Origin of the sequence: Acinetobacter sp. IK40, assembly GCF_035615075.1 — a bacterium.
GTDB classification, from domain to species: Bacteria; Pseudomonadota; Gammaproteobacteria; order Pseudomonadales; family Moraxellaceae; genus Acinetobacter; species Acinetobacter courvalinii.
In genome coordinates this window covers 238,231-258,003 of the sequence record NZ_JANBOE010000001.1, presented here as the reverse complement: position 1 = coordinate 258,003, position 19,773 = coordinate 238,231, and the positions used below count along the sequence as shown (strand labels likewise).

15 protein-coding genes and 1 pseudogene are annotated in these 19,773 nt (G+C 42.2%); 7 read left to right on the top strand and 9 right to left on the bottom strand.

The window, feature by feature from the left end; translation table 11 throughout:
- Positions 1-105: 105 nt before the first annotated feature.
- Positions 106-1,614, bottom strand: coding sequence for an alanine/glycine:cation symporter family protein (locus MSG93_RS01210; RefSeq protein WP_005229353.1), 1,509 nt, complete (start codon positions 1,612-1,614; stop codon positions 106-108).
- A 361-nt stretch (positions 1,615-1,975) separates the two neighbouring features.
- Between MSG93_RS01210 and radA the strand changes: the two genes are divergently transcribed.
- Both radA and MSG93_RS01200 read left to right on the top strand, forming a co-directional pair.
- Positions 1,976-3,364 (top strand): DNA repair protein RadA, encoded by a 1,389-nt coding sequence (gene radA, locus MSG93_RS01205; protein ID WP_262768433.1) that lies wholly within the window; start codon positions 1,976-1,978, stop codon positions 3,362-3,364.
- Between the two features lie 98 nt (positions 3,365-3,462).
- Entirely contained in the window at positions 3,463-4,452 is a 990-nt protein-coding gene (locus MSG93_RS01200) for a Tim44 domain-containing protein (RefSeq protein WP_032871925.1), read from the top strand.
- A gap of 485 nt (positions 4,453-4,937) precedes the next feature.
- Here the strand turns inward: MSG93_RS01200 and MSG93_RS01195 are convergent, their stop codons facing one another.
- Positions 4,938-6,566: an inorganic phosphate transporter gene (locus MSG93_RS01195; protein WP_324619228.1), complete on the bottom strand. Its 1,629-nt coding sequence runs from the start codon at positions 6,564-6,566 to the stop codon at positions 4,938-4,940.
- A gap of 438 nt (positions 6,567-7,004) precedes the next feature.
- Here MSG93_RS01195 and metH point away from each other — a divergent pair, with 438 nt between their 5' ends.
- Entirely contained in the window at positions 7,005-10,691 is a 3,687-nt protein-coding gene (gene metH / locus MSG93_RS01190) for a methionine synthase (protein WP_324619226.1), read from the top strand.
- 41 nt (positions 10,692-10,732) lie between these two features.
- Here the strand turns inward: metH and MSG93_RS01185 are convergent, their stop codons facing one another.
- The 4 genes and pseudogenes from MSG93_RS01185 to def all read right to left on the bottom strand — a co-directional run bounded on the left by MSG93_RS01185 (position 10,733) and on the right by def (position 14,370).
- Positions 10,733-12,073 carry a hypothetical protein gene (locus MSG93_RS01185; protein ID WP_324619224.1) on the bottom strand — a complete coding sequence of 447 codons (1,341 nt, stop codon included), beginning with the start codon at positions 12,071-12,073 and terminating at the stop codon, positions 10,733-10,735.
- A gap of 176 nt (positions 12,074-12,249) precedes the next feature.
- Positions 12,250-12,363 (bottom strand): annotated as a pseudogene (locus MSG93_RS01180) (DUF559 domain-containing protein); the annotation flags it as partial.
- A 99-nt stretch (positions 12,364-12,462) separates the two neighbouring features.
- Positions 12,463-13,740 (bottom strand): glutaminase, encoded by a 1,278-nt coding sequence (locus tag MSG93_RS01175; RefSeq protein ID WP_324619222.1) that lies wholly within the window; start codon positions 13,738-13,740, stop codon positions 12,463-12,465.
- Positions 13,741-13,884: 144 nt separating this feature from the next.
- On the bottom strand, positions 13,885-14,370 hold the full coding sequence (def, locus tag MSG93_RS01170) for a peptide deformylase (RefSeq protein WP_032867531.1): 486 nt from the start codon (positions 14,368-14,370) through the stop codon (positions 13,885-13,887).
- Between the two features lie 131 nt (positions 14,371-14,501).
- Here def and MSG93_RS01165 point away from each other — a divergent pair, with 131 nt between their 5' ends.
- Positions 14,502-14,705 (top strand): hypothetical protein, encoded by a 204-nt coding sequence (locus MSG93_RS01165; RefSeq protein WP_005229337.1) that lies wholly within the window; start codon positions 14,502-14,504, stop codon positions 14,703-14,705.
- Between the two features lie 47 nt (positions 14,706-14,752).
- On the opposite strand, the gene MSG93_RS01160 is transcribed toward MSG93_RS01165, so the two are convergent.
- Positions 14,753-15,244 (bottom strand): DUF2505 domain-containing protein, encoded by a 492-nt coding sequence (locus MSG93_RS01160; RefSeq protein WP_005229336.1) that lies wholly within the window; start codon positions 15,242-15,244, stop codon positions 14,753-14,755.
- Between the two features lie 107 nt (positions 15,245-15,351).
- The gene (locus MSG93_RS01155) at positions 15,352-15,642 is read right to left on the bottom strand and encodes a hypothetical protein (protein WP_005284460.1); all 291 of its coding nucleotides are present in this window, start codon (positions 15,640-15,642) and stop codon (positions 15,352-15,354) included.
- A 248-nt stretch (positions 15,643-15,890) separates the two neighbouring features.
- On the opposite strand from MSG93_RS01155, the gene MSG93_RS01150 reads away from it, so the two are divergent.
- From MSG93_RS01150 to MSG93_RS01140, 3 genes are all read left to right on the top strand, one after another.
- Entirely contained in the window at positions 15,891-16,331 is a 441-nt protein-coding gene (locus MSG93_RS01150) for a universal stress protein (RefSeq protein WP_324619215.1), read from the top strand.
- Between the two features lie 262 nt (positions 16,332-16,593).
- Entirely contained in the window at positions 16,594-17,835 is a 1,242-nt protein-coding gene (locus tag MSG93_RS01145) for an OmpP1/FadL family transporter (protein ID WP_324619213.1), read from the top strand.
- A gap of 145 nt (positions 17,836-17,980) precedes the next feature.
- Positions 17,981-18,349 (top strand): hypothetical protein, encoded by a 369-nt coding sequence (locus MSG93_RS01140; protein WP_324619211.1) that lies wholly within the window; start codon positions 17,981-17,983, stop codon positions 18,347-18,349.
- Positions 18,350-18,412: 63 nt separating this feature from the next.
- Here MSG93_RS01140 and MSG93_RS01135 read toward each other — a convergent pair whose 3' ends face one another.
- Positions 18,413-19,576: an alanine racemase gene (locus tag MSG93_RS01135; RefSeq protein WP_324619209.1), complete on the bottom strand. Its 1,164-nt coding sequence runs from the start codon at positions 19,574-19,576 to the stop codon at positions 18,413-18,415.
- Positions 19,577-19,773: the final 197 nt, after the last annotated feature.

Below are 19,773 nucleotides of genomic sequence, written 5' to 3'. Positions count from 1 at the left end.
ACAATGAACTTGTGCGGGCAACTTGGTCATCCTGAAAACAAGCAGAAATAAAAAAAGAAGTGGCGATCAAGGCCACTTCTTAGCTATTAAAAATGAATTTATAACTTAATCATCAGATCTTGACTGCTGTTTACGTTTAAGACGCTCTTCCCAGAAGGTTGCATTACGGATGCCGAGTTTCACCGGATCGAAGATGAACTCCTTAACCCCTGCTTTCTGTTGCTCTTCGTAATCCTTCAAGGCTTTGATGGTCGGTTTCCACACAAAATAGGTCACGATAATGCCAATAATATTGATCCAGGCCATTAGTCCTACTCCAATATCACCAATACCCCAGATATAACCGGTTGCACTGATAATGCCGTAGGCAACTGAAAGAATAATAAAACACTTGGTAATAAAGAGCAGTGAAGGTGTTTTGGTGATATAGCTCAGATAGGTAATATTGGTTTCTGCAATATAGTAATAAGCCACAATCGTGGTAAATGCGAAGAAGAATACAGCCAGCGCTACAAAGATTTGACCAAAACCTCCAAAAACTGTGCTGACTGCCATTTGGGTAAATGCAGGTGAACCGATTTCGGTTGCCGGCGAAACATGCTGCACAATAAACTGCCCGGCTTCTAAAGTGCCTTGTACGTTATACATGCCTGTAATCAGGATCATAAAGGCCGTTGCCGAACATACAAACAGGGTATCTACATAAATCGAGAAAGCCTGTACAAAGCCTTGCTGTGCCGGATGTTGCACTTCTGCAGCTGCAGCAGCATGTGGCCCTGTGCCTTGCCCCGCTTCATTGGAATAAACACCACGTTTTACTCCCCAACCAATTGCAGCACCAATCCCTGCCATCGGTGAAAAAGCATCTGTAAAAATGAGCTTGATTACCCCAGGCAATTCCTGAATGTTCATGACTACAATAATCACCGCCATCAGGATATAACCCAGCGCCATAAAAGGTACCACCAGCTCTGCAAAGCGCGCAATCCGCTTAATGCCACCAAAAATAATGATCGACAGCAGAGACACTACCACAATCAGCGCCAGTAATTTGAATACACCGATATCACCAAAGACAATGGCACCCTGTCCTGTAATCTGGGTAAAGGCGTTCCCGACGGCATTGGCCTGAATTCCCGGCAAAAACAGACCACACGAAACAATGGCAGCAATCGCAAACAGAATCCCTAACCAACGCTGGCCTAAACCCCGGTCAAAGTAAAAAGCAGGACCACCACGATATTGCCCCTGATATTCAACCTTATAAATTTGACCGAGGGTGGACTCGACATAGGCCGTACTGGCGCCGAGAAATGCCACCAGCCACATCCAGAACACCGCGCCTGGGCCACCGAAGCCAATCGCTGCTGCCACACCGGCAATATTACCGACCCCGACCCGTCCCGATAAGGAGACCGACAAGGCCTGAAATGAAGAAATTCCCTGTGCGGAGGAGGAACCATTAATTAACAGTTTCGCCATTTCCTTGATCTGACGAACCTGTACAAACCGAGTTAAAATAGAAAAAAATAAACCAGCACCGAGGCATAAATAGATTAGCGCTGGACTCCAGATAATTCCATTTACCCAATTTACAATCTCTGCTGCACTCATAGACATCAACCTTTATTATATATTTTGAAAAGATAGTCACTGTTGAATTTTTCATTCGTCTGAGCATGAGCAATATCTATGCCATTCGATCAAAATCTCCTGACAACAAATAAGCAAATACACCAACACCATCCATGGAAAAAGTGAATTGAACAAAAAAAGCGATTGCTAAAAACACACGGTCTATAACTTGTAAAAGTCGTATATCATGTTATTTTTCTGAGCACTTCCCTTTAACCAATCTGCGACGAAATCATGCCGTCTTCGTTTTGTTATTCCTTAAACAACGATGGACATGTTTAGAAATTTTTCGTCCTGATTCTTTTTTATCTAATTTTAAGAAAGTTTTCAATTTTATCTTATGGCAAAAATTAAATCCGTTTACAGATGTGAACAATGTGGTGCAGATCATCCGAAATGGGCAGGTCAATGTTCAGAGTGTGGTGAATGGAATAGCCTGCTCGAAGTCCGTGTTGAACCGGTGGTGACACATCGTGGCCAGCCTAAGATGGGCGGAGGTTATGCCGGGCAAGTGGCGAATCTGACTACACTTAACCAGATCTCGGTTTCACAGGAAACCCGTCTGCAAACCGGGATTAGCGAGTTTGATCGGGTCTTGGGTGGCGGACTGGTGACGGGTTCAGTGGTCTTGATTGGCGGTGACCCGGGGATTGGTAAGTCAACCATCCTGCTGCAAACCGCAACCCATATGGCCAGCAAGAAAAGTTCTGCGCTATACGTCACCGGTGAGGAATCCCTGTCACAGGTTGCCTTGCGTGCCCAGCGCCTCGATCTGCCGACCGATTCGCTGAAAGTCATGGCTGAAACCTGTGTCGAACGGATTTGTGAAGTACTGGCTCAAGAACGTCCTGCTGTTGCAATTCTGGATTCAATTCAGACACTGTATACCGAAACCTTACAGTCAGCGCCAGGCGGCGTGTCGCAAATTCGTGAATCTGCAGCGTTACTGACCCGTTTTGCCAAAAATAGCGGCACGGCTTTATTCCTTGTGGGTCACGTGACCAAAGAAGGCGCGCTGGCAGGTCCCCGTGTTTTAGAACATATGGTCGATTGTGTGCTGTATTTTGAAGGCCAGTCCGATTCGCGCTACCGTATGATCCGTGCAGTCAAGAACCGTTTTGGTGCAGTCAATGAATTGGGCGTATTCGGCATGACCGATAAAGGTCTACGTGAAGTTGCCAATCCTTCCGCAATTTTCCTGAGTCGTTATGATGAAGCCATTCCGGGTTCAATCGTGATGATTAGCCGTGAAGGCACTCGCCCACTTCTGGTCGAAGTTCAGGCACTGGTGGATGATGCCCATGGGCAGCCACGTCGGGTGGCACTCGGTTTGGAACAAAACCGTTTAAACATGCTCTTGGCGGTGATGCACCGACATGGAGGTGTGCAAACCTCAGGACAAGATGTATATGTCAATGTGGTCGGTGGTTTAAAAATTACCGAGACCGGTTCTGATCTAGCGGTATTACTGGCCTGTGCGTCCAGCCTAAGGGGCAAAGCCTTGCCACAACAACTGGCTGTCTTTGGCGAGGTGGGTTTATCTGGCGAGATTCGCCCTGTACCGAATGGTCAGGAACGCTTAAAAGAAGCGGCCAAACATGGCTTTAAGTATGTGATTTTACCGCGAGGCAATGCCCCACAAAAACCAATTGAGGGCGTCCAAATCATTGCTGTGGCACGTTTGCATGAAGCCTTAACCGAAGCCATGCAGCTCAGTGATGAGCTATAACCGGTGTCTGACATAAAAAAACATACTTTTCTAGTTGAAATTCGATGTAAATACCTTCATAAATACATTTACAAATTGAATTTAAATAGGAAATTTCGATGCAAGTACACCAGCGTGGCTTGATGGCAGCTCTTTTGATGGCAACTTTGGTCGCTGCACCGCTTGCGGAAGCAAAACGTGCAGGTGGCGGTAAAAGCCATGGCATGAGCAGATCTAGTTCATCTAGCCAATCTTACCAGCCGTCACGTCAAGCAGCGCCAGCGCCTCAACAACAAACTGCGCCTCAACGATCAGGTCCAGGTGTGGGCTCTATGGTTGCTGCGGGTGTCGCAGGTGCAGCCGTTGGTGCTGTAGCTGCCAATGCATTGGCGGATGACAAACAACATAACCCGACTACAACCGAGCAAGAACAAGCCGCTCAGCAAGCACAACAGCAACAGGAAGAAAAAGGTGGAATTCCTGGCTGGATCTGGGTCCTTCTTGCTGCTGCCATCGCCTTCTTTGTGTTCCGCAAATTGGGCGCAAAAAAAAAATTAGCCAGCAATAACCCTTACGCGCCTAACAATGGCGGTCAAAACAACTTTGGCCGTCAGGTTCCACCTCAAGCGGCTCCACGTCAATCAGCAGATAACACCAATATCTTTGGTCAGTCTGTCGCTGGTGGTAGCGCTGCTCCTCAAGCCCCATTTGGTGGCGCGTCTATGAGCAGTGGCAATCAATTACCAGATGGCACTGAACCTGCTGCATTCTTACGTATTGCCCGTCAACGTTTTAACCATATTCAATCGGTTAACAGCGCCAGCAATATTGAGGAAATCCGTCGTTATTTAACCCCTGAGCTTTATAGTTCAATGCACAGCGATATCATGGCCAATCAGGATCAGGATGTTGCCGAGTTTAGCAATCTGAATGCGATGGTGGTCGAAAGTACTACGGAAAATGGTCAATATGTGGTGAGCGTACGCTTTACCGGCACAGTAAGTGAAGATCTGAACAGCTTGCCACAACCTTTTACTGAGATCTGGCATTTTGTAAAACCTGCCGGTTCACAACAAGACTGGGTGGTTGCGGGAATTCAACAAGCTTAATTGTCTTGAGCAATAAAAAAGAGCTATTTCGATAGCTCTTTTTTTTATGGGCCTTATTTTAACAAGAGCAAAAAAAGCCATTCCCTAGAGAATGGCGGAGTGTAAAACAACAAAAAATTTTTGTTCTTATTGAGATAGGTCAGCACAACCTGGCACGATCTGTCTATTGATACTAACGGATAAATGCTTTAAAAAATATTCCTCTTTTGGGGAATAAAACGCTTTTATTGGGGTCATTTTCAAGAATACTCGTCCTCACCTAGACGGTAATGAATTTTTCTGTACAGCATGCCCACTTAAAGCCACGTCTACACCCATTTCGCCCCATAACCATCCCTTTTGTGCTGCTCAGGTTAAATCGCCTTGTAGGATTTGATAGAGCTTTCACAAGCAGAGGTCTGTTACGCAATCAATCGACACGCATAAAAAAGGCCTTGCCGTAGCAAAGCCTTTAAATTTTATTTGAATCTAATGATTCAGCATCATTAGACAAACTGTAAGAACAACCAGTACAGACCACCAGACAATGCAATCGTTGCCGGTAAAGTGAACACCCATGCAGAAAGAATGGTTTTCACAGTATTGAAGTTTAAACCGGATTTATTGGCGACCATGGTACCTGCAACTGCACTGTTTAATACGTGAGTGGTTGAAACTGGCATACCTAAACCATCAGCCGCAGCAATGGTACTCATTGCCACAAGTTCAGCAGACATGCCCTGACCATAGGTCATATGGTTCTTACCGATACGTTCACCCACAGTCACTACGATACGTTTCCAGCCCACCATCGTACCTAGACCCAGTGCCAGTGCTACTGCAACTTTAACCCAGTTTGGAATGTACTGCAGGAATGAATCCAGGCTATTACGATATTCTTTGACCACTTTGGCCTGACTTTCATCCATTGCTGGTAAAGCTTCAGCCTTGTCTAAACGTTTGAATGTCGTGGTGCTCAAATACATGTCATTACGGATTTCACTCACTGCCGCTTCAGGAATCAATTTAAGATCACCATAGCCTGCAACACGTGTACCGATATGAGAAGTCATGCTTGCAAGTGCAGGAACAACTTCAGAGGTTTGCTCTTTGGTCTGGATATATTTGGTTAATACATCACGTGCTTTTTCATCGGTCAGCTCGTTTTGATTCACATTCAACACAACCGCAGTCTGAGTAGAAAGTTGCTCAAAAGACTGTAAATGTTGTGCATCCAGATTTTTGTTCAATGAGTAAGCCAATGGTACCAAGCCGATCAGGATCAACATGATTAAACCCATGCCCTTTTGACCGTCGTTTGAACCATGCGCAAAACTTACGCCTGTACAGGTAAAAATCAGGATTGCACGAATTAGTGGTGGCGGCGGCTTATTGCCTTCTGGTGGCTGAAACAGCTCCATTTGACGTTTAAAGACTTTCTTCACCAGTAAGAATAGAACGGCTGCAAAGGCAAAACCGATCAATGGCGAGAATAATAACGCCTTACCCACCTTAATCACCTGATCAATATCAATACCGCTACTGGTCGCCCCAGCAGACGCATTCAATATATGATTCATGATGCCCACACCTAAAATCGAACCGATTAAAGTATGTGAACTTGATGCAGGAATTCCCAAGAACCACGTGCCCAGATTCCACAGAATCGCCGCGATTAACAGTGCAAAAACCATCGCGAAGCCAGCACCACTGCCGACATTCATGATCATTTCCACAGGAAGTAATGCAATAATACCGTATGCAACCGCACCACTCGCCACCATAACCCCAAGGAAGTTACAGAAGCCAGCCCACATTACTGCTGCCGGTGCAGGCAAAGCATTGGTATAAATAACCGTCGCTACAGCATTTGCCGTATCGTGAAAACCATTTACAAATTCAAAGCCTAAAGCGATGAAAAGTGCCGTCGATAAAAGAATAACTGAATATAAGCTTAACGGCGGTACATGTGCCAGATCAGCACTTAACTGAAAACCGATATAAACCAGTGTTGCAACAATAATTGTCAAAAACACCGGCATAAAAAATTTCGGTGTAGGTACATGTACATTCGTCGATTTTGCCTGAGAACTGGCAAGCGGTGAATCCGAAACAGGAGGAAGATTAGAATTCATGTAGACGGTGAGAGGATAATAAAATCCTCTGTATTGTTTAATTAAATTATGACAATTATATGACAAAGGACTGTCATATAAAGCCAAAATTTCATATTTTTATAGCGTTTTTTAGCTTTTTTTTACGATAATTTTGTCCTGTTTTAAAATTTAATAAAATAAAAACAATAACTTATAAACATATCATATCTAACCAAACTGTTTGTCTGATTTTGCAACAAATGCTACGAAAGATGACATATTTTTGTCATATTCTGATTAATTTGTTGGCTTTTTAAGCATTATTCCGTTCGATTATGACAATTGAATGAACATTTTATGACATTTTCGAAATGACCCGATGAATCACTGTTCTGAGTTGTTGAAAATACGCGCTTTGACCTAGCTTCTGTTACAATGCCCCTGCTTTTTATCTTCATCATCGACCGGGGTTTCTGAATGTCCACGCTTACCACCCTACAATCACTTCTTGCCCAACGCATCCTGATTATTGATGGTGCAATGGGAACCATGATTCAACGCCATAAACTAGAAGAAGCAGATTATCGTGGTGAACGCTTTGCAGACTGGGCATCAGACCTGAAAGGCAATAATGATTTATTAGTTCTGACACAACCACAGATTATTCAGGGCATTCATGAAGCCTACCTGGATGCTGGCGCGGACATTATTGAAACCAATAGCTTTAACGGCACCCGCGTTTCCATGTCGGATTATCACATGGAAGATCTGGTACCGGAGATCAACCGTGAAGCAGCACGTTTGGCACGTGCAGCCTGTGACAAATATTCGACTCCAGACAAACCCCGTTTTGTTGCCGGTGTGCTTGGTCCGACATCACGTACCTGTTCGATTTCACCAAATGTTAATGATCCGGCCTTCCGTAACATTACCTTTGATGAACTAAAAGAAAACTATATTGAAGCTGCTCATGCGCTGATCGAAGGTGGAGCAGACATCCTGCTGATCGAAACCGTGTTCGATACCTTGAACTGTAAAGCTGCGATCTTTGCAGTAAAAGAGGTCTTCAAGCAAATCGGTCATGAACTGCCACTGATGATTTCAGGGACTATTACCGATGCCTCAGGCCGTACCTTAACCGGCCAAACCGCAGAAGCATTCTGGAACTCGGTGCGTCATGGTGATTTACTCTCGATCGGTTTTAACTGTGCCCTGGGTGCAGATGCGATGCGTCCACACATCAAAACCATTGCTGATGTTGCAGATACCTTTATTTCTGCTCATCCGAATGCTGGCTTGCCCAATGCCTTCGGTGAATATGATGAAACCCCGGAACAAACCGCAGCATTCATTAAAGAATTTGCTGAAAGCGGTTTGATCAATATTACCGGTGGTTGCTGTGGGACTACACCCGACCACATCCGTGCCATTTATCATGCGGTCAAAGATATTCAGCCACGCCAAGTGCCGGAAACCATTCCTGCTTGCCGTTTAAGTGGTTTAGAGCCATTTAACATTGATGAAAACTCTTTGTTCGTTAACGTTGGTGAACGTACCAACGTCACCGGTTCAAAAAAATTCCTGCGCCTGATTCGTGAAGAAAACTTTGCCGAAGCTTTGGAAGTGGCTCAGCAACAGGTTGAAGCCGGTGCACAGATCATCGATATCAACATGGATGAAGGGATGCTGGATTCGCAAACTGCGATGGTACATTTCCTCAATCTGGTGGCGTCTGAACCGGATATCTCTCGCGTACCGATCATGATTGACTCATCAAAATGGGAAATCATTGAAGCAGGCTTGAAGTGCGTACAAGGTAAACCTGTAGTGAACTCGATTTCCCTAAAAGAGGGTTATGACGAGTTTGTCGAAAAAGCACGCCTGTGCCGTCAATATGGTGCTGCGATTATTGTGATGGCTTTTGATGAAGCTGGTCAGGCTGATACCGCTGCACGTAAACGTGAAATCTGTAAACGTTCTTATGATGTGTTAGTCAATGATGTCGGCTTCCCTGCTGAAGATATTATTTTTGACCCGAACGTATTTGCCGTGGCAACCGGGATTGAAGAACACAACAACTATGGCGTTGACTTTATTGAGGCTACGGGCTGGATCAAACAAAACTTGCCGCATGCCATGATTTCTGGCGGTGTATCGAACGTTTCCTTCTCCTTCCGTGGTAATGAACCGGTGCGTGAAGCGATTCACTCGGTATTCCTGTACCATGCCATCAAGCAAGGCATGACCATGGGTATCGTGAACGCAGGTCAAATGGCGATTTACGACGATATTCCAAAAGAACTGAAAGAAGCTGTTGAAGATGTCGTTCTAAACCAGAACCAAGGTGAATCGGGTCAAAACGCCACAGAGAAACTGCTTGAAGTGGCTGAGAAATACCGTGGTCATAGTGGCGCGCAACGCGAAGCTGAGAACCTTGAATGGCGTAACGAGTCGGTTGAAAAACGTCTGGAATATGCCTTAGTCAAAGGTATCACCACGTATATTGATGAAGATACCGAAGAAGCCCGTTTAAAAGCCAAACGTCCACTCGATGTGATTGAAGGCGCCTTGATGGATGGTATGAACGTGGTCGGTGACCTGTTCGGTTCAGGTAAAATGTTCCTGCCACAAGTGGTGAAATCTGCACGTGTGATGAAACAAGCCGTGGCATGGCTGAACCCGTACATCGAAGCTGAAAAAACCGGTAGCCAGTCTAAAGGTAAAGTGTTGATGGCGACGGTAAAAGGTGACGTACATGATATTGGTAAAAATATCGTGGGTGTGGTCTTGGGTTGTAACGGTTATGACATCGTTGACCTTGGCGTGATGGTACCAGCAGAAAAAATCCTGCAAACCGCGATTGATGAGAAATGCGACATCATCGGCCTTTCCGGTTTGATCACCCCATCTTTGGATGAAATGGTGTTTGTTGCCAAAGAAATGCAACGTAAAGGCTTTAACATTCCTTTACTGATTGGTGGGGCAACCACGTCGAAAGCACATACTGCCGTCAAAATCGATCCACAATATCAAAATGATGCGGTGATCTATGTAGCGGATGCTTCACGTGCAGTCGGTGTTGCAACCACCCTGCTGTCGAAAGAAATGCGTGGCAACTTTATTGCCGAGCATCGTGCTGAATATGCCAAGATTCGTGAGCGTCTAGCTAACAAGCAACCGAAAGCCGCCAAACTCAGCTATGCGGAATCGATTGAAAATGGTTTCAAGGTGGATGATAACTATGTGCCACCGATTCCAAATACCTTAGGTACGCAAGTCATTACCAACTATCCATTGGCAACACTGGTTGAATATTTTGACTGGACGCCGTTCTTTATCTCTTGGAGCTTGGCGGGTAAATTTCCGAAAATCCTGACAGATGAAGTGGTCGGTGAAGCAGCTACTGATTTGTATAACCAAGCGCAAGCGATGCTGAAAGACATTATCGAGAATAATCGTTTCGATGCCCGTGCTGTATTTGGTCTATACCCTGCACAGCGTACCGGTGCGGATACAGTGAGTGTGTTTGATGAATCTGGTCAACAGGTTACGCATACCTTTGAGCATATCCGTCAGCAATCTGATAAAGTCACAGGCAAACCAAATTTATCTTTAGCCGACTTTATTAGCACCTCTAAAGACAATACCGATTATCTCGGTGGTTTTACTGTATCAATCTTTGGTGCGGAAGAATTGGCCAATGAATATAAAGCCAAAGGAGATGATTATTCAGCAATTTTAGTTCAGTCATTGGCCGATCGTTTTGCAGAAGCTTTTGCTGAGCATTTGCATGAGCGTATCCGTAAAGAGTTCTGGGGCTATAAAGCTGATGAGACTTTGAGCAATGAAGAATTGATCAAAGAGAAGTATGTCGGTATTCGCCCTGCTCCAGGCTACCCTGCTTGCCCAGAGCATTCTGAAAAGGCGGTGTTATTTGACTGGTTAGGTTCGGAAGCGAAGATTGGTACCAAATTGACTGAACATTTTGCCATGATGCCGCCTTCTTCTGTGAGTGGTTTCTATTATTCGCATCCTGAAAGTGAATACTTTAACGTAGGCAAGATTTCTCAAGACCAGCTTGAGGATTATGCAAAACGTAAAGGCTGGACACTGGATGAAGCGAAACGTTGGTTAGCGCCGAATTTGGATGATTCGATTGGTTAAGCTGTAAGAAAAAATCCCCTCGATTGAGGGGATTTTTTCAACTATTTATAAGATTCTCTTATTATAGTTATATATTTTTCATAATTTGGTTCGGTTGAAAGTAATATTTTTTTTAACTCTATATTACCTTCCCAATGCTCGATATCTAAATAATCATTGCAAAAATCCCAAACCTCATTTTCTTTAAAGTTCTCTTCATTTACAGAAAACCATTGCTTTAATTTTTTTTCACTACCTAGCGATATAAAATAATACTCTAAATTCATTTGAGCAATTGCCAGTTGAACGAGTTTTCTCATACCTTCATCTGTATCAAACTCGGGAATTAATTCATTCTCAAAATCATAGATTGAATTAGTTTTAATTATATAGTGCATTATTAGTTTATTAAGATCAATAATTTCACCAACCTCCACATCGTTGAAGAATAAAACTTTTCCCTTAATTTCGCTAAAATTATTTAAAACAAAAAAATCAATTAAAGCAAAGTATTTACTTTCATCATTTTTAAAGTTTAGCTCATTTTCTATGTTTTTTACTTTTTCTTCCAGAGTAATAAATTCACAATTACCAATATAACTAGTAAGATCAAATTCTGTTTTAAAAAACTCATTCTTAAAATAATCAAATTCAACAAACAATGTATCTAAAAAAATTTTTAAGTTATTTTTTTCAAATTCATTCAATTTAATTTTAAAAATTTTATCTATATCAAATGTAATTACTTTTTCACAAACATATAGCAACCTAAAAATAGGATTGAAGTTATTTAATACTTTAACAGCTTTATTTTTATTTGAAAAAATTGTTAACATTACAGCCATTAAAGATAAAGGTTTTTTTTCAAAATTATCTTTCTTACTTGTAAGGTAATTCTCACACCAAAAAAAACCCGAAAAAAATAGTTTTAGATCAGACTCAAATTGTAAAGATGAAATATATTTAAGATTAATAAAATTATTAGGAAAGTAACTTTTGATCTCATTAATAACTTTAATCAAAACATTTTTAAAAATTTCTCTTTGGATTTCTCGTGTGTATTTACACTCTAAAACAATTTTTGGGAATAATTCATTTCTAAAACTATAAAACATTATTTTATTTTTTGATATATTAATAAAATCCTCGGGAACAAGCTTATCCAAATCTAAAACAAAATATTTTCTTTCATCATTTTTTAGAGAATTAAACGAGTTATAGCCAATTTTCTTTGCTAATATTTCAATGATTTGTTGATAACTAGGAAATTCAAAAACTTCAAAAGGCAACATATTTTCATTAAGTGAATATGCTGCAGTATCAAATAGAACCTTAAAAGATCCCGCTAAACTTTTAATTTCAGAAATATCTAATTTAAGAATAAAATTACTATAATTAGTCATAAAAAACACCTAAAATACTTAGGAACGAGTTTAAACTAAGCCAATTTATGGATGTGTAATTGACTATTTATTAATGCTGTTCTACTCTCGTTCAAGTATAGGCGCTATCCCTTATTTCTAATTATAAATTCATTTTTTGCAATAAAAAAATTATTAATTTAAAAAATTTTTAGCATTAATTCTAAAATCTGTTTACGTCTGATTCTTTGCCATAGCAGTTGCTCAGTATCTATCATATTAATTCTTAAATTTCGAGATGCTTGCTTTAGGTTTTTATTATAAGGCTTCATCAATACCTACTTTTAAAACAGACGCTCAACCTGATCTAACTAGCACAATATATAAATGCTATTTAGAACCTATATCATTTCAATATAGGCTCTCTACTCTCACAACTCTTTATGCTTCTCAATCAAATCCTCAAGATTCTGATAAACATGCAACACCCGATCTTTATGCGTTCGCGCGTTATCCAGACGCTGCTCAGGATCAACCAAAAGTAAGCTATGCCCATCATCTATCAAGCGATCAATGCCTTCTAAAAACATCCGTTTCCCGACATCATGAATCAAGGAAATCTGGGATAAATCAATCACGATACTACTGTTATCGACTGGCTCACATTGCAACGTTCGTAACAACATTTCCGCTTCAGTAAATTTCAATACACCACGTAGTACGTAGACACTTAAAGAAGCATCTTTTCCAGTCCGATAATGACTCTGCACAATGGTTTGTGCGGAAGGTGTGCCTTCCATTAAATGCAAGCCCATATCACGTGAGAGTCTTTCCATGATATCAATGCCACGTACACTATTGCCATGTTCATCGAGTCGAGGAGAAAAAGCCGCTATGCTGACCTGACCCGGCAACACACCCAAGATTCCACCTGCGACACCACTTTTAGCAGGAATGCCAACCATCGTGAGCCAGTCCCCCGCTGCATCGTACATCCCACAGCTCATCATCACACTCAGGACTTGGCGAACCACAGCACGATTCAATAAACGCTTTCCAGTTTTAGGATCAACTCCGCCATTGGCAAAAACACTGCCCATGCGTACCAGATCTTTGACCGTGACCAAGATCGCGCATTGACGAATATAACCATTCACAATATCAACAGGATCGGATTCCAAAATCCCCACGGTTCGCAACATATAACCGATCGAGAGATTGCGATAAGCGGTTTTTACTTCTGATTCATATACCGCATCATCAAATTGTAGTTCACGACCAGCCAGCTCACTCATAAACTGACGTAAAATTTCTGCGCCGGACAGATCGTCTTTGCTTGGAATCAAGGAATGTGTGGTGATGGCACCCGAATTAATCATCGGATTCTTGGGACGGCGATCTTTTCCCAATGAAATTTCATTAAAGGCTTCCCCTGAAGGTTCAACCCCGACTTTTTCTAATACGGCATCAATACCCAACTGTTGCAGCACATAGGCATAAGTAAATGGTTTAGACATCGATTGAATGGTGAATTCAATCTCATCATCTCCTACGGAATAGATTTCACCATCACCAGTCGATAATGCCAGCGCCAGACGGTCTGGATTGGCATTGGCCAGTTCAGGAATATAATCGGCGAGATGACCGCTGTTATCTGTATCGCAGGCTTCAATCACATGAGCCAAATAATCAGGAAGCGGAGTTTTCATGTTCAGTCGCCTTACAACAGTCGAATTTTAATCTTGTGAAAATTTATAATACAGAACACTGATAATATTGAAATTATAGCTTTTGTAATGATTTTAGCTCTGACGGCATTGCTGCAACTACAATCCGCTTGCTACCGGTTATAGCTACTCATTTATTCTTTCAACAAATAAAATCCCGTTTAGGTGATCAACTTCATGCTGCACAATACGTGCAGGAAAATCTTCAAACGCGGTTTCAATCACTTCACCCTGTAAGGTGTAATAACGGACTTTGATCGCTTGTGCCCGTTCGACCTGTCCCCGTTCATTCGGCACACTTAGACAGCCTTCCTCCCCGAAACAGGTGGTTTCAGAAAACGCTAAAATTTCAGGATTGACCATTACCACCGCATCCATTTCAGGTGCATCGGGATAACGTGGATTCGGGCGTGATGCCACAATAATTAATCTTTTAGAAATATAGACTTGAGGTGCAGCAATACCGACACCATTGCGTTCCAGCATGGTCGCATGCATGGCAGACGCCAGTTGCAATAACCATTCACTATTGAATTCCCCGTTCGCGACTGCCGCCGCTTTAATTTTTAAAATCTCTTCACCACGTTGTGCTACAGGTAGAATTACACTCATCCCACGCCCTTATAATTGTTTTGACCAAATAGTGGATATTATCGTATTGGATATTTTATCGAGTTACCATAATTTTCATTTAAGAATCTTGTCATAATATATTTGCGAAAAAAAAACACGGGCAAATCCCAATGAATGCAACACAACTGTTTTTAGGTGTGATCTTTAGCTCGATTGGCTTAGGCTATTTTTTGTATGGCAAAAAGCAGAAGATGACCGTGCCTTTGGTCTGTGGTCTGGTCCTGATGTTTTTCACCTACTTGATTGAAAGTACGGCGCTGATCAGCATCATGGGGATCATCCTTTCGGTTATTCCCTATTTTCTGCGCTTCTAAAAACAAAAAACTCCCCAATTGGAGAGTCTTCTATTCATTGAAAAAAATTAAAGATGTTTCTTTAATTCATCAGCAACAATCTCGATTTCAAGATTGCTGAATTTACGGATTTCACCTTCTGCATGCTTCTCTAACATGCCACCAATCAATGGCACTTTGACTTTAACCGTCCATGTTAAAGAGATATTCACTTTTTCACTGTCGCCAGTCACGCTACGTTCACCTTTGGCTTCCAAAGGCAGGTTTGCACCCAATTCAACCGTAGAAGTTAAGTTTTTTAAATGAGTCACATCAGCACGTTTTAAACGGAATGCATTTTTTAATAATTTTTTTGCCACATCTGGAATATTCACATCCAGATTATATTCACGGCGCAAGGTATAAATATCGCCGTTTACCGCCGATTCAATAATTTCCAGGTTTTCCCCAGGAATACGTTTACACACCGCTTCATGCAATGACGTATCCGCCACCAGTCTAGAAAAGTCCTCAATTGAAACACCATGAATTGTTTCATTCACCGTAAATTGATGTGCCATTTTTAAATGTCCATTTTGTTTTATTAGGATTTCATCATTGCGCAAAAGTATAACATTCAAGGCAATATCTCAAAGTCTGAGCCGTTGAAAACAGATGACTGCTCGGATTAGTTATTTTTATTGTAATGATGGCGTATGCCTAATTTGACCGTAACACGTTCCATTCGGCTGATATACAGATAATGATCTCCATATTCGATCACTGCATAAAATTGTTCGGCCCCGTCATCCAGCCCCGTGGCTGACCATGTGGTGCCTTGCGGAAACTCATTTAACCATGCCGCTTTATAAAAATCTGAAACCGAATCAAAATCCAGATACACGTCTGGATCAGCCATGATTTTCGCAGCCATCTGGTCAAATTTTTGTTGCTTAAATGCCTCTAGACTCAATAACACAAAAGTTCCTTATACATTCAAATACAGTTGAAAGGTTGTCGCTGGCACTCAGGTTCATCTTAAGCTGACTTACAAAAATACAGTGATTTTCTTATCGCTCTATTTTGCGGGGGATTCCGCTGTTTTTCTAGATTATTTTCAGTTTTATCATACAGATTCAGTCTGCGCTGATTTGCTCGCGCCAGCTCAATATGTTATCAACATCTTATGCTTTATCATTTTTTATAACCATAAAGGAGCACTATAAGATGTCCTATCAAAATATATTAGTCCCGGTCGACGATTCTCCAATTTCCTATGCAGCGGTTCAACATGCACTATCTTTAGCCAAACTATCCGGAGCGAAAGTCACTATCCTGAGCGTGGTTGTGGTTGACCCTTTTGTTGGCGTTGATTTTTACCAGTTGGCCCCTGCAGTAACCGATTATTTTATGCAGGCTGAAGCACACGCCAAAAACCAGTTGCAGGATATTGCCCAGTCCTTTGTGCGCGACGGTATTCAGGTCGAGACCAAGATCCATCATGGTTCCGCCAGTGAAGGCATTATTTTTGTTGCCGACGAAGTCGGTGCCGACCTGATTGTGATGGGCTCACATGGACGTACAGGCGTCAAACGTTTATTGCTGGGTAGTGTGGCCCGTGCGGTTTTAACTGAATCACATATTCCTGTACTCATCGTCAAGCAATAATTCCCCCATTTGCTTCATAAACCTTGTGCCCGATCACAAGGTTTTTTTCTTATCAGAATAAAAAGAATTGACCGCTTAGCCCCCCATCCTGAACATTTATAACCCTATTCCCGCTCTTGAAAAAATGCTTCACTACAAGCATGGACATTGCTTTTCTATTTAAAAATATTGAGTGAAATCAATTTACTGCTAATAGAAAAAATGACCGTTAATAAAAATATCAGCGCTAAAAATAAGACACGGTTTTCCAAGGATGATCACTATGAAACGCAATCCAATTTTAATCGGCATCTGTAGCCTATTTGCCGCCACCCTCAATCATGCTGCGGCACTGGATCAATCCGGCCAATCTATTTTACCCTTTCTGGAAAATGGCAATTATGTCGAGGTTGGTGCCACAGCGGTCGATCCTGATATTTCAGGAAAAATCCGTAATCGTCCTGAACTGGTCAATGATCCGCAGAACCTGAACTCAGGCAATATGGGCAACAGCTTTCAATATTATGCTGCTGCGCTCAAGCTGCAACTGACCGACCGGATCAGCTTTGGCTTGCTCTATGACCAGCCTTTTGGTGCGGACATTACTTATCCGATGCAGTCCAATAATACCTTCTCGGACAATGAATTCACCCATCAAGGCACATCGGTCAATGTTGATACTGAAAGCATTAGCATGATTTTGGGTGTCAGTCCATTTAGCAACTTTCAACTCTATGGCGGTGCTGTCTATCAATCGGTCAAAGGGGATGTCGCGCTGCGTGGTAACTCATACAGTGAAGCCTTTAATGGTTATGATGCCAAATTTAAACAGGATCATGCGGTGGGCTGGCTGGCAGGGTTGAGTTATCAAATCCCGGATATTGCCTTAAAAGCCGCAGTGACCTATCGCTCCAAGATCGACCACGATATGCAGGTAACTGAGACCATGTTTGGTGAACCTCTGGAAGTCACCACACCGGGCAAGACTAAAATTAGTACACCACAATCCGTGAATATTGATTTTCAGACGGGTGTGTATAAAGACACATTGCTCTATACCAACCTACGTTGGGTCAACTGGAAAGATTTTCATATCCGTCCGACCCAGTTTGGCGCAGTCACCGAATACCTGACTGACTTGATCAGCGAAGGCAGCTATAGCGGTGGTTTTGATCTGGATAGCTACCAAAAAGATCAATGGACGGTCAATCTCGGACTTGGACATCAATTTACTGAAAAATGGAGTGCCTCCACAGAAGTCAGTTGGGACTCGGGTACAGGCAACCCGGCCTCTACCTTGAACCCCACCAAAGGCTCTTGGGGGATTGGTCTAGGTGCCCAGTTTAATCCTGCCCCGAACTACTTTATTGCCGCAGGCGTTAAATACTTCTGGTTAGGCGATGTAGTGGCCGAAGATGGTACCTATTACATTCCTGTACCAGGGATCAAACCGGTTGCTGAACAAGCCGATTTTAAAGATAACAGCGCCATTGGCTATGGTTTGAAGATGGGTTATCGTTTTTAGTCATTCAGTCTTATCCAGCCAAGTAGACTCATGATCCAGTTTAATTCCTGCGCCTACTTGGCTATTTTCTGGCATTCAATCCACCTCTGAGATTAAAATCTCAAAGTATTACTTTAATAATGAATGTCATCTTCAGGAAAATCCAATGAAAAAAATCACTGTTGTCTTTGCAATATTTATATCTGGCTTAGTTTTTCCTTTCACAACTTTTGCCAATTCGCCTGATCCCAAAGAGAGCATGGATATTTTTATGGGCACCTTAACTATTCAGGATAATAAAGCCATGTTAACGCGATGCGATATTGCGCAGAATGAATATGTATTGAAAGATGCCGACTGGTCTAAGGAAAAGGCGGTATCAGATTTTCTCTCAAACGCCACCAAACTAAAACAGCCGATTTATGCAGAAGTGATCGCGGCCTATAAAAGTGAAAAAGATATCAATATTCTATTAGTCGATTCCATTGAAAACCTGACTGAAGCAAAAAGCTGTCATTTGGCCGATTTTTTTTAAAGCTCTGGGTACACGACAAGCTTTTAGCTCGAATATTAATGAGCAAAGCTTGGTGACTCATCGTCACTCACTAAAAGTTTGCCATGTCTCAAAAGCATGTGTGCGATACAGTTTTAACTCGGAAAATTGAGGAATAATTGCCTCACTCTGTGTGGGTCTTAAAAACACAAAATCATCGACCTGAATATCACAATTCTTCGGTACATTGACCAGCTCCTGATTACTGCTGCGCCCATATAAGGCATGGGTATGACACTGATCAGGATAAACATAATCAGCCAGCCAGTAGCCGCCATAAATAAACAGCGCCTTGCATTTATGCGGCAATTTATCCAGTAACGACATCGAAGGCAGTTGGGTAAATGGCAATACCTTAAGCACAGGTGCAGCGATCCATAATGCAGGTTGCAATGCCTGTAAAAAATCACTCTCAAAATCACTTGGTTTTAACAACATTGAACCAAAAGACAAGTCATTGCAGACACTTGCAGTGGTATGCAAGCTAAAGGTTGGACTGCCACCGCCATTAAAACACAACGCCTCATTCCACAAGGTTGGGAACTGTTTTTGAATCAGCTGCTGATAATGCGCATAAGTCTGCTGGGAGCTATGATAAGCCAGTTCAGGTTTTTTAATGATGGCAGGGATTTTGGTGACATGCGCATCATAGCCCATCAAGCCAGAAAGTTTTAAATACTGTGGATTTCGCTCAATCAGCTTTAATATTTCGGTCAGCTGTTGTGTCGATTGTACCCCACCACGGTGTAAACCCACATCAATCTCAATATTCAGCTTTAGACAGCGCGAATAAGTCTGGGCAATCTCAAGATATTGCTGCACACGTTGCTGGGTATCCACCAGCCACTGGATATTGGCATTCGACCATGCTGCATGTTGTTCAAAAAAATGGCGTACCGCTTGAGCCGGCATCGGTTTGCCCAACAAAATATCGGCTTCAGCAAAATTTTCTAATATCGAAATAATATGCGGTTGATGAAATACCATAAAACGCTGGGTGTTGATCTGGGCAGATAACAACTTGAGTAAATCCAGACTGGCTAATGATTTCACCACCAGGCGTGCTTTTAAATGTTTGGCGTGAGCAAGGCGAATCTGAACATGCTGGATATTTTGTTTTAACGCGGCTTCATCGATGATCAGTTGTGGAGTCGCAATCCCCTGTTTTTTCAGGTCCAGATTGAGCTGTTTAAAATAATGATCCAACATGGCTATACCTTTTTCAATCCAAGAAAATTTACATACAATTTGATACGTGAAAAGTCATCTACAACCTGAGCGAGCCAAAGCGGCTAAAGCTTTGGCAGAGTGCAAGAAAAATACATCTTACGAGACTTGAAACGCTGCTCAGGGTGAAAACAAGGTAACTGCAGCTAAAAGCTTAACCCTTCATTGGATGCAAGCCC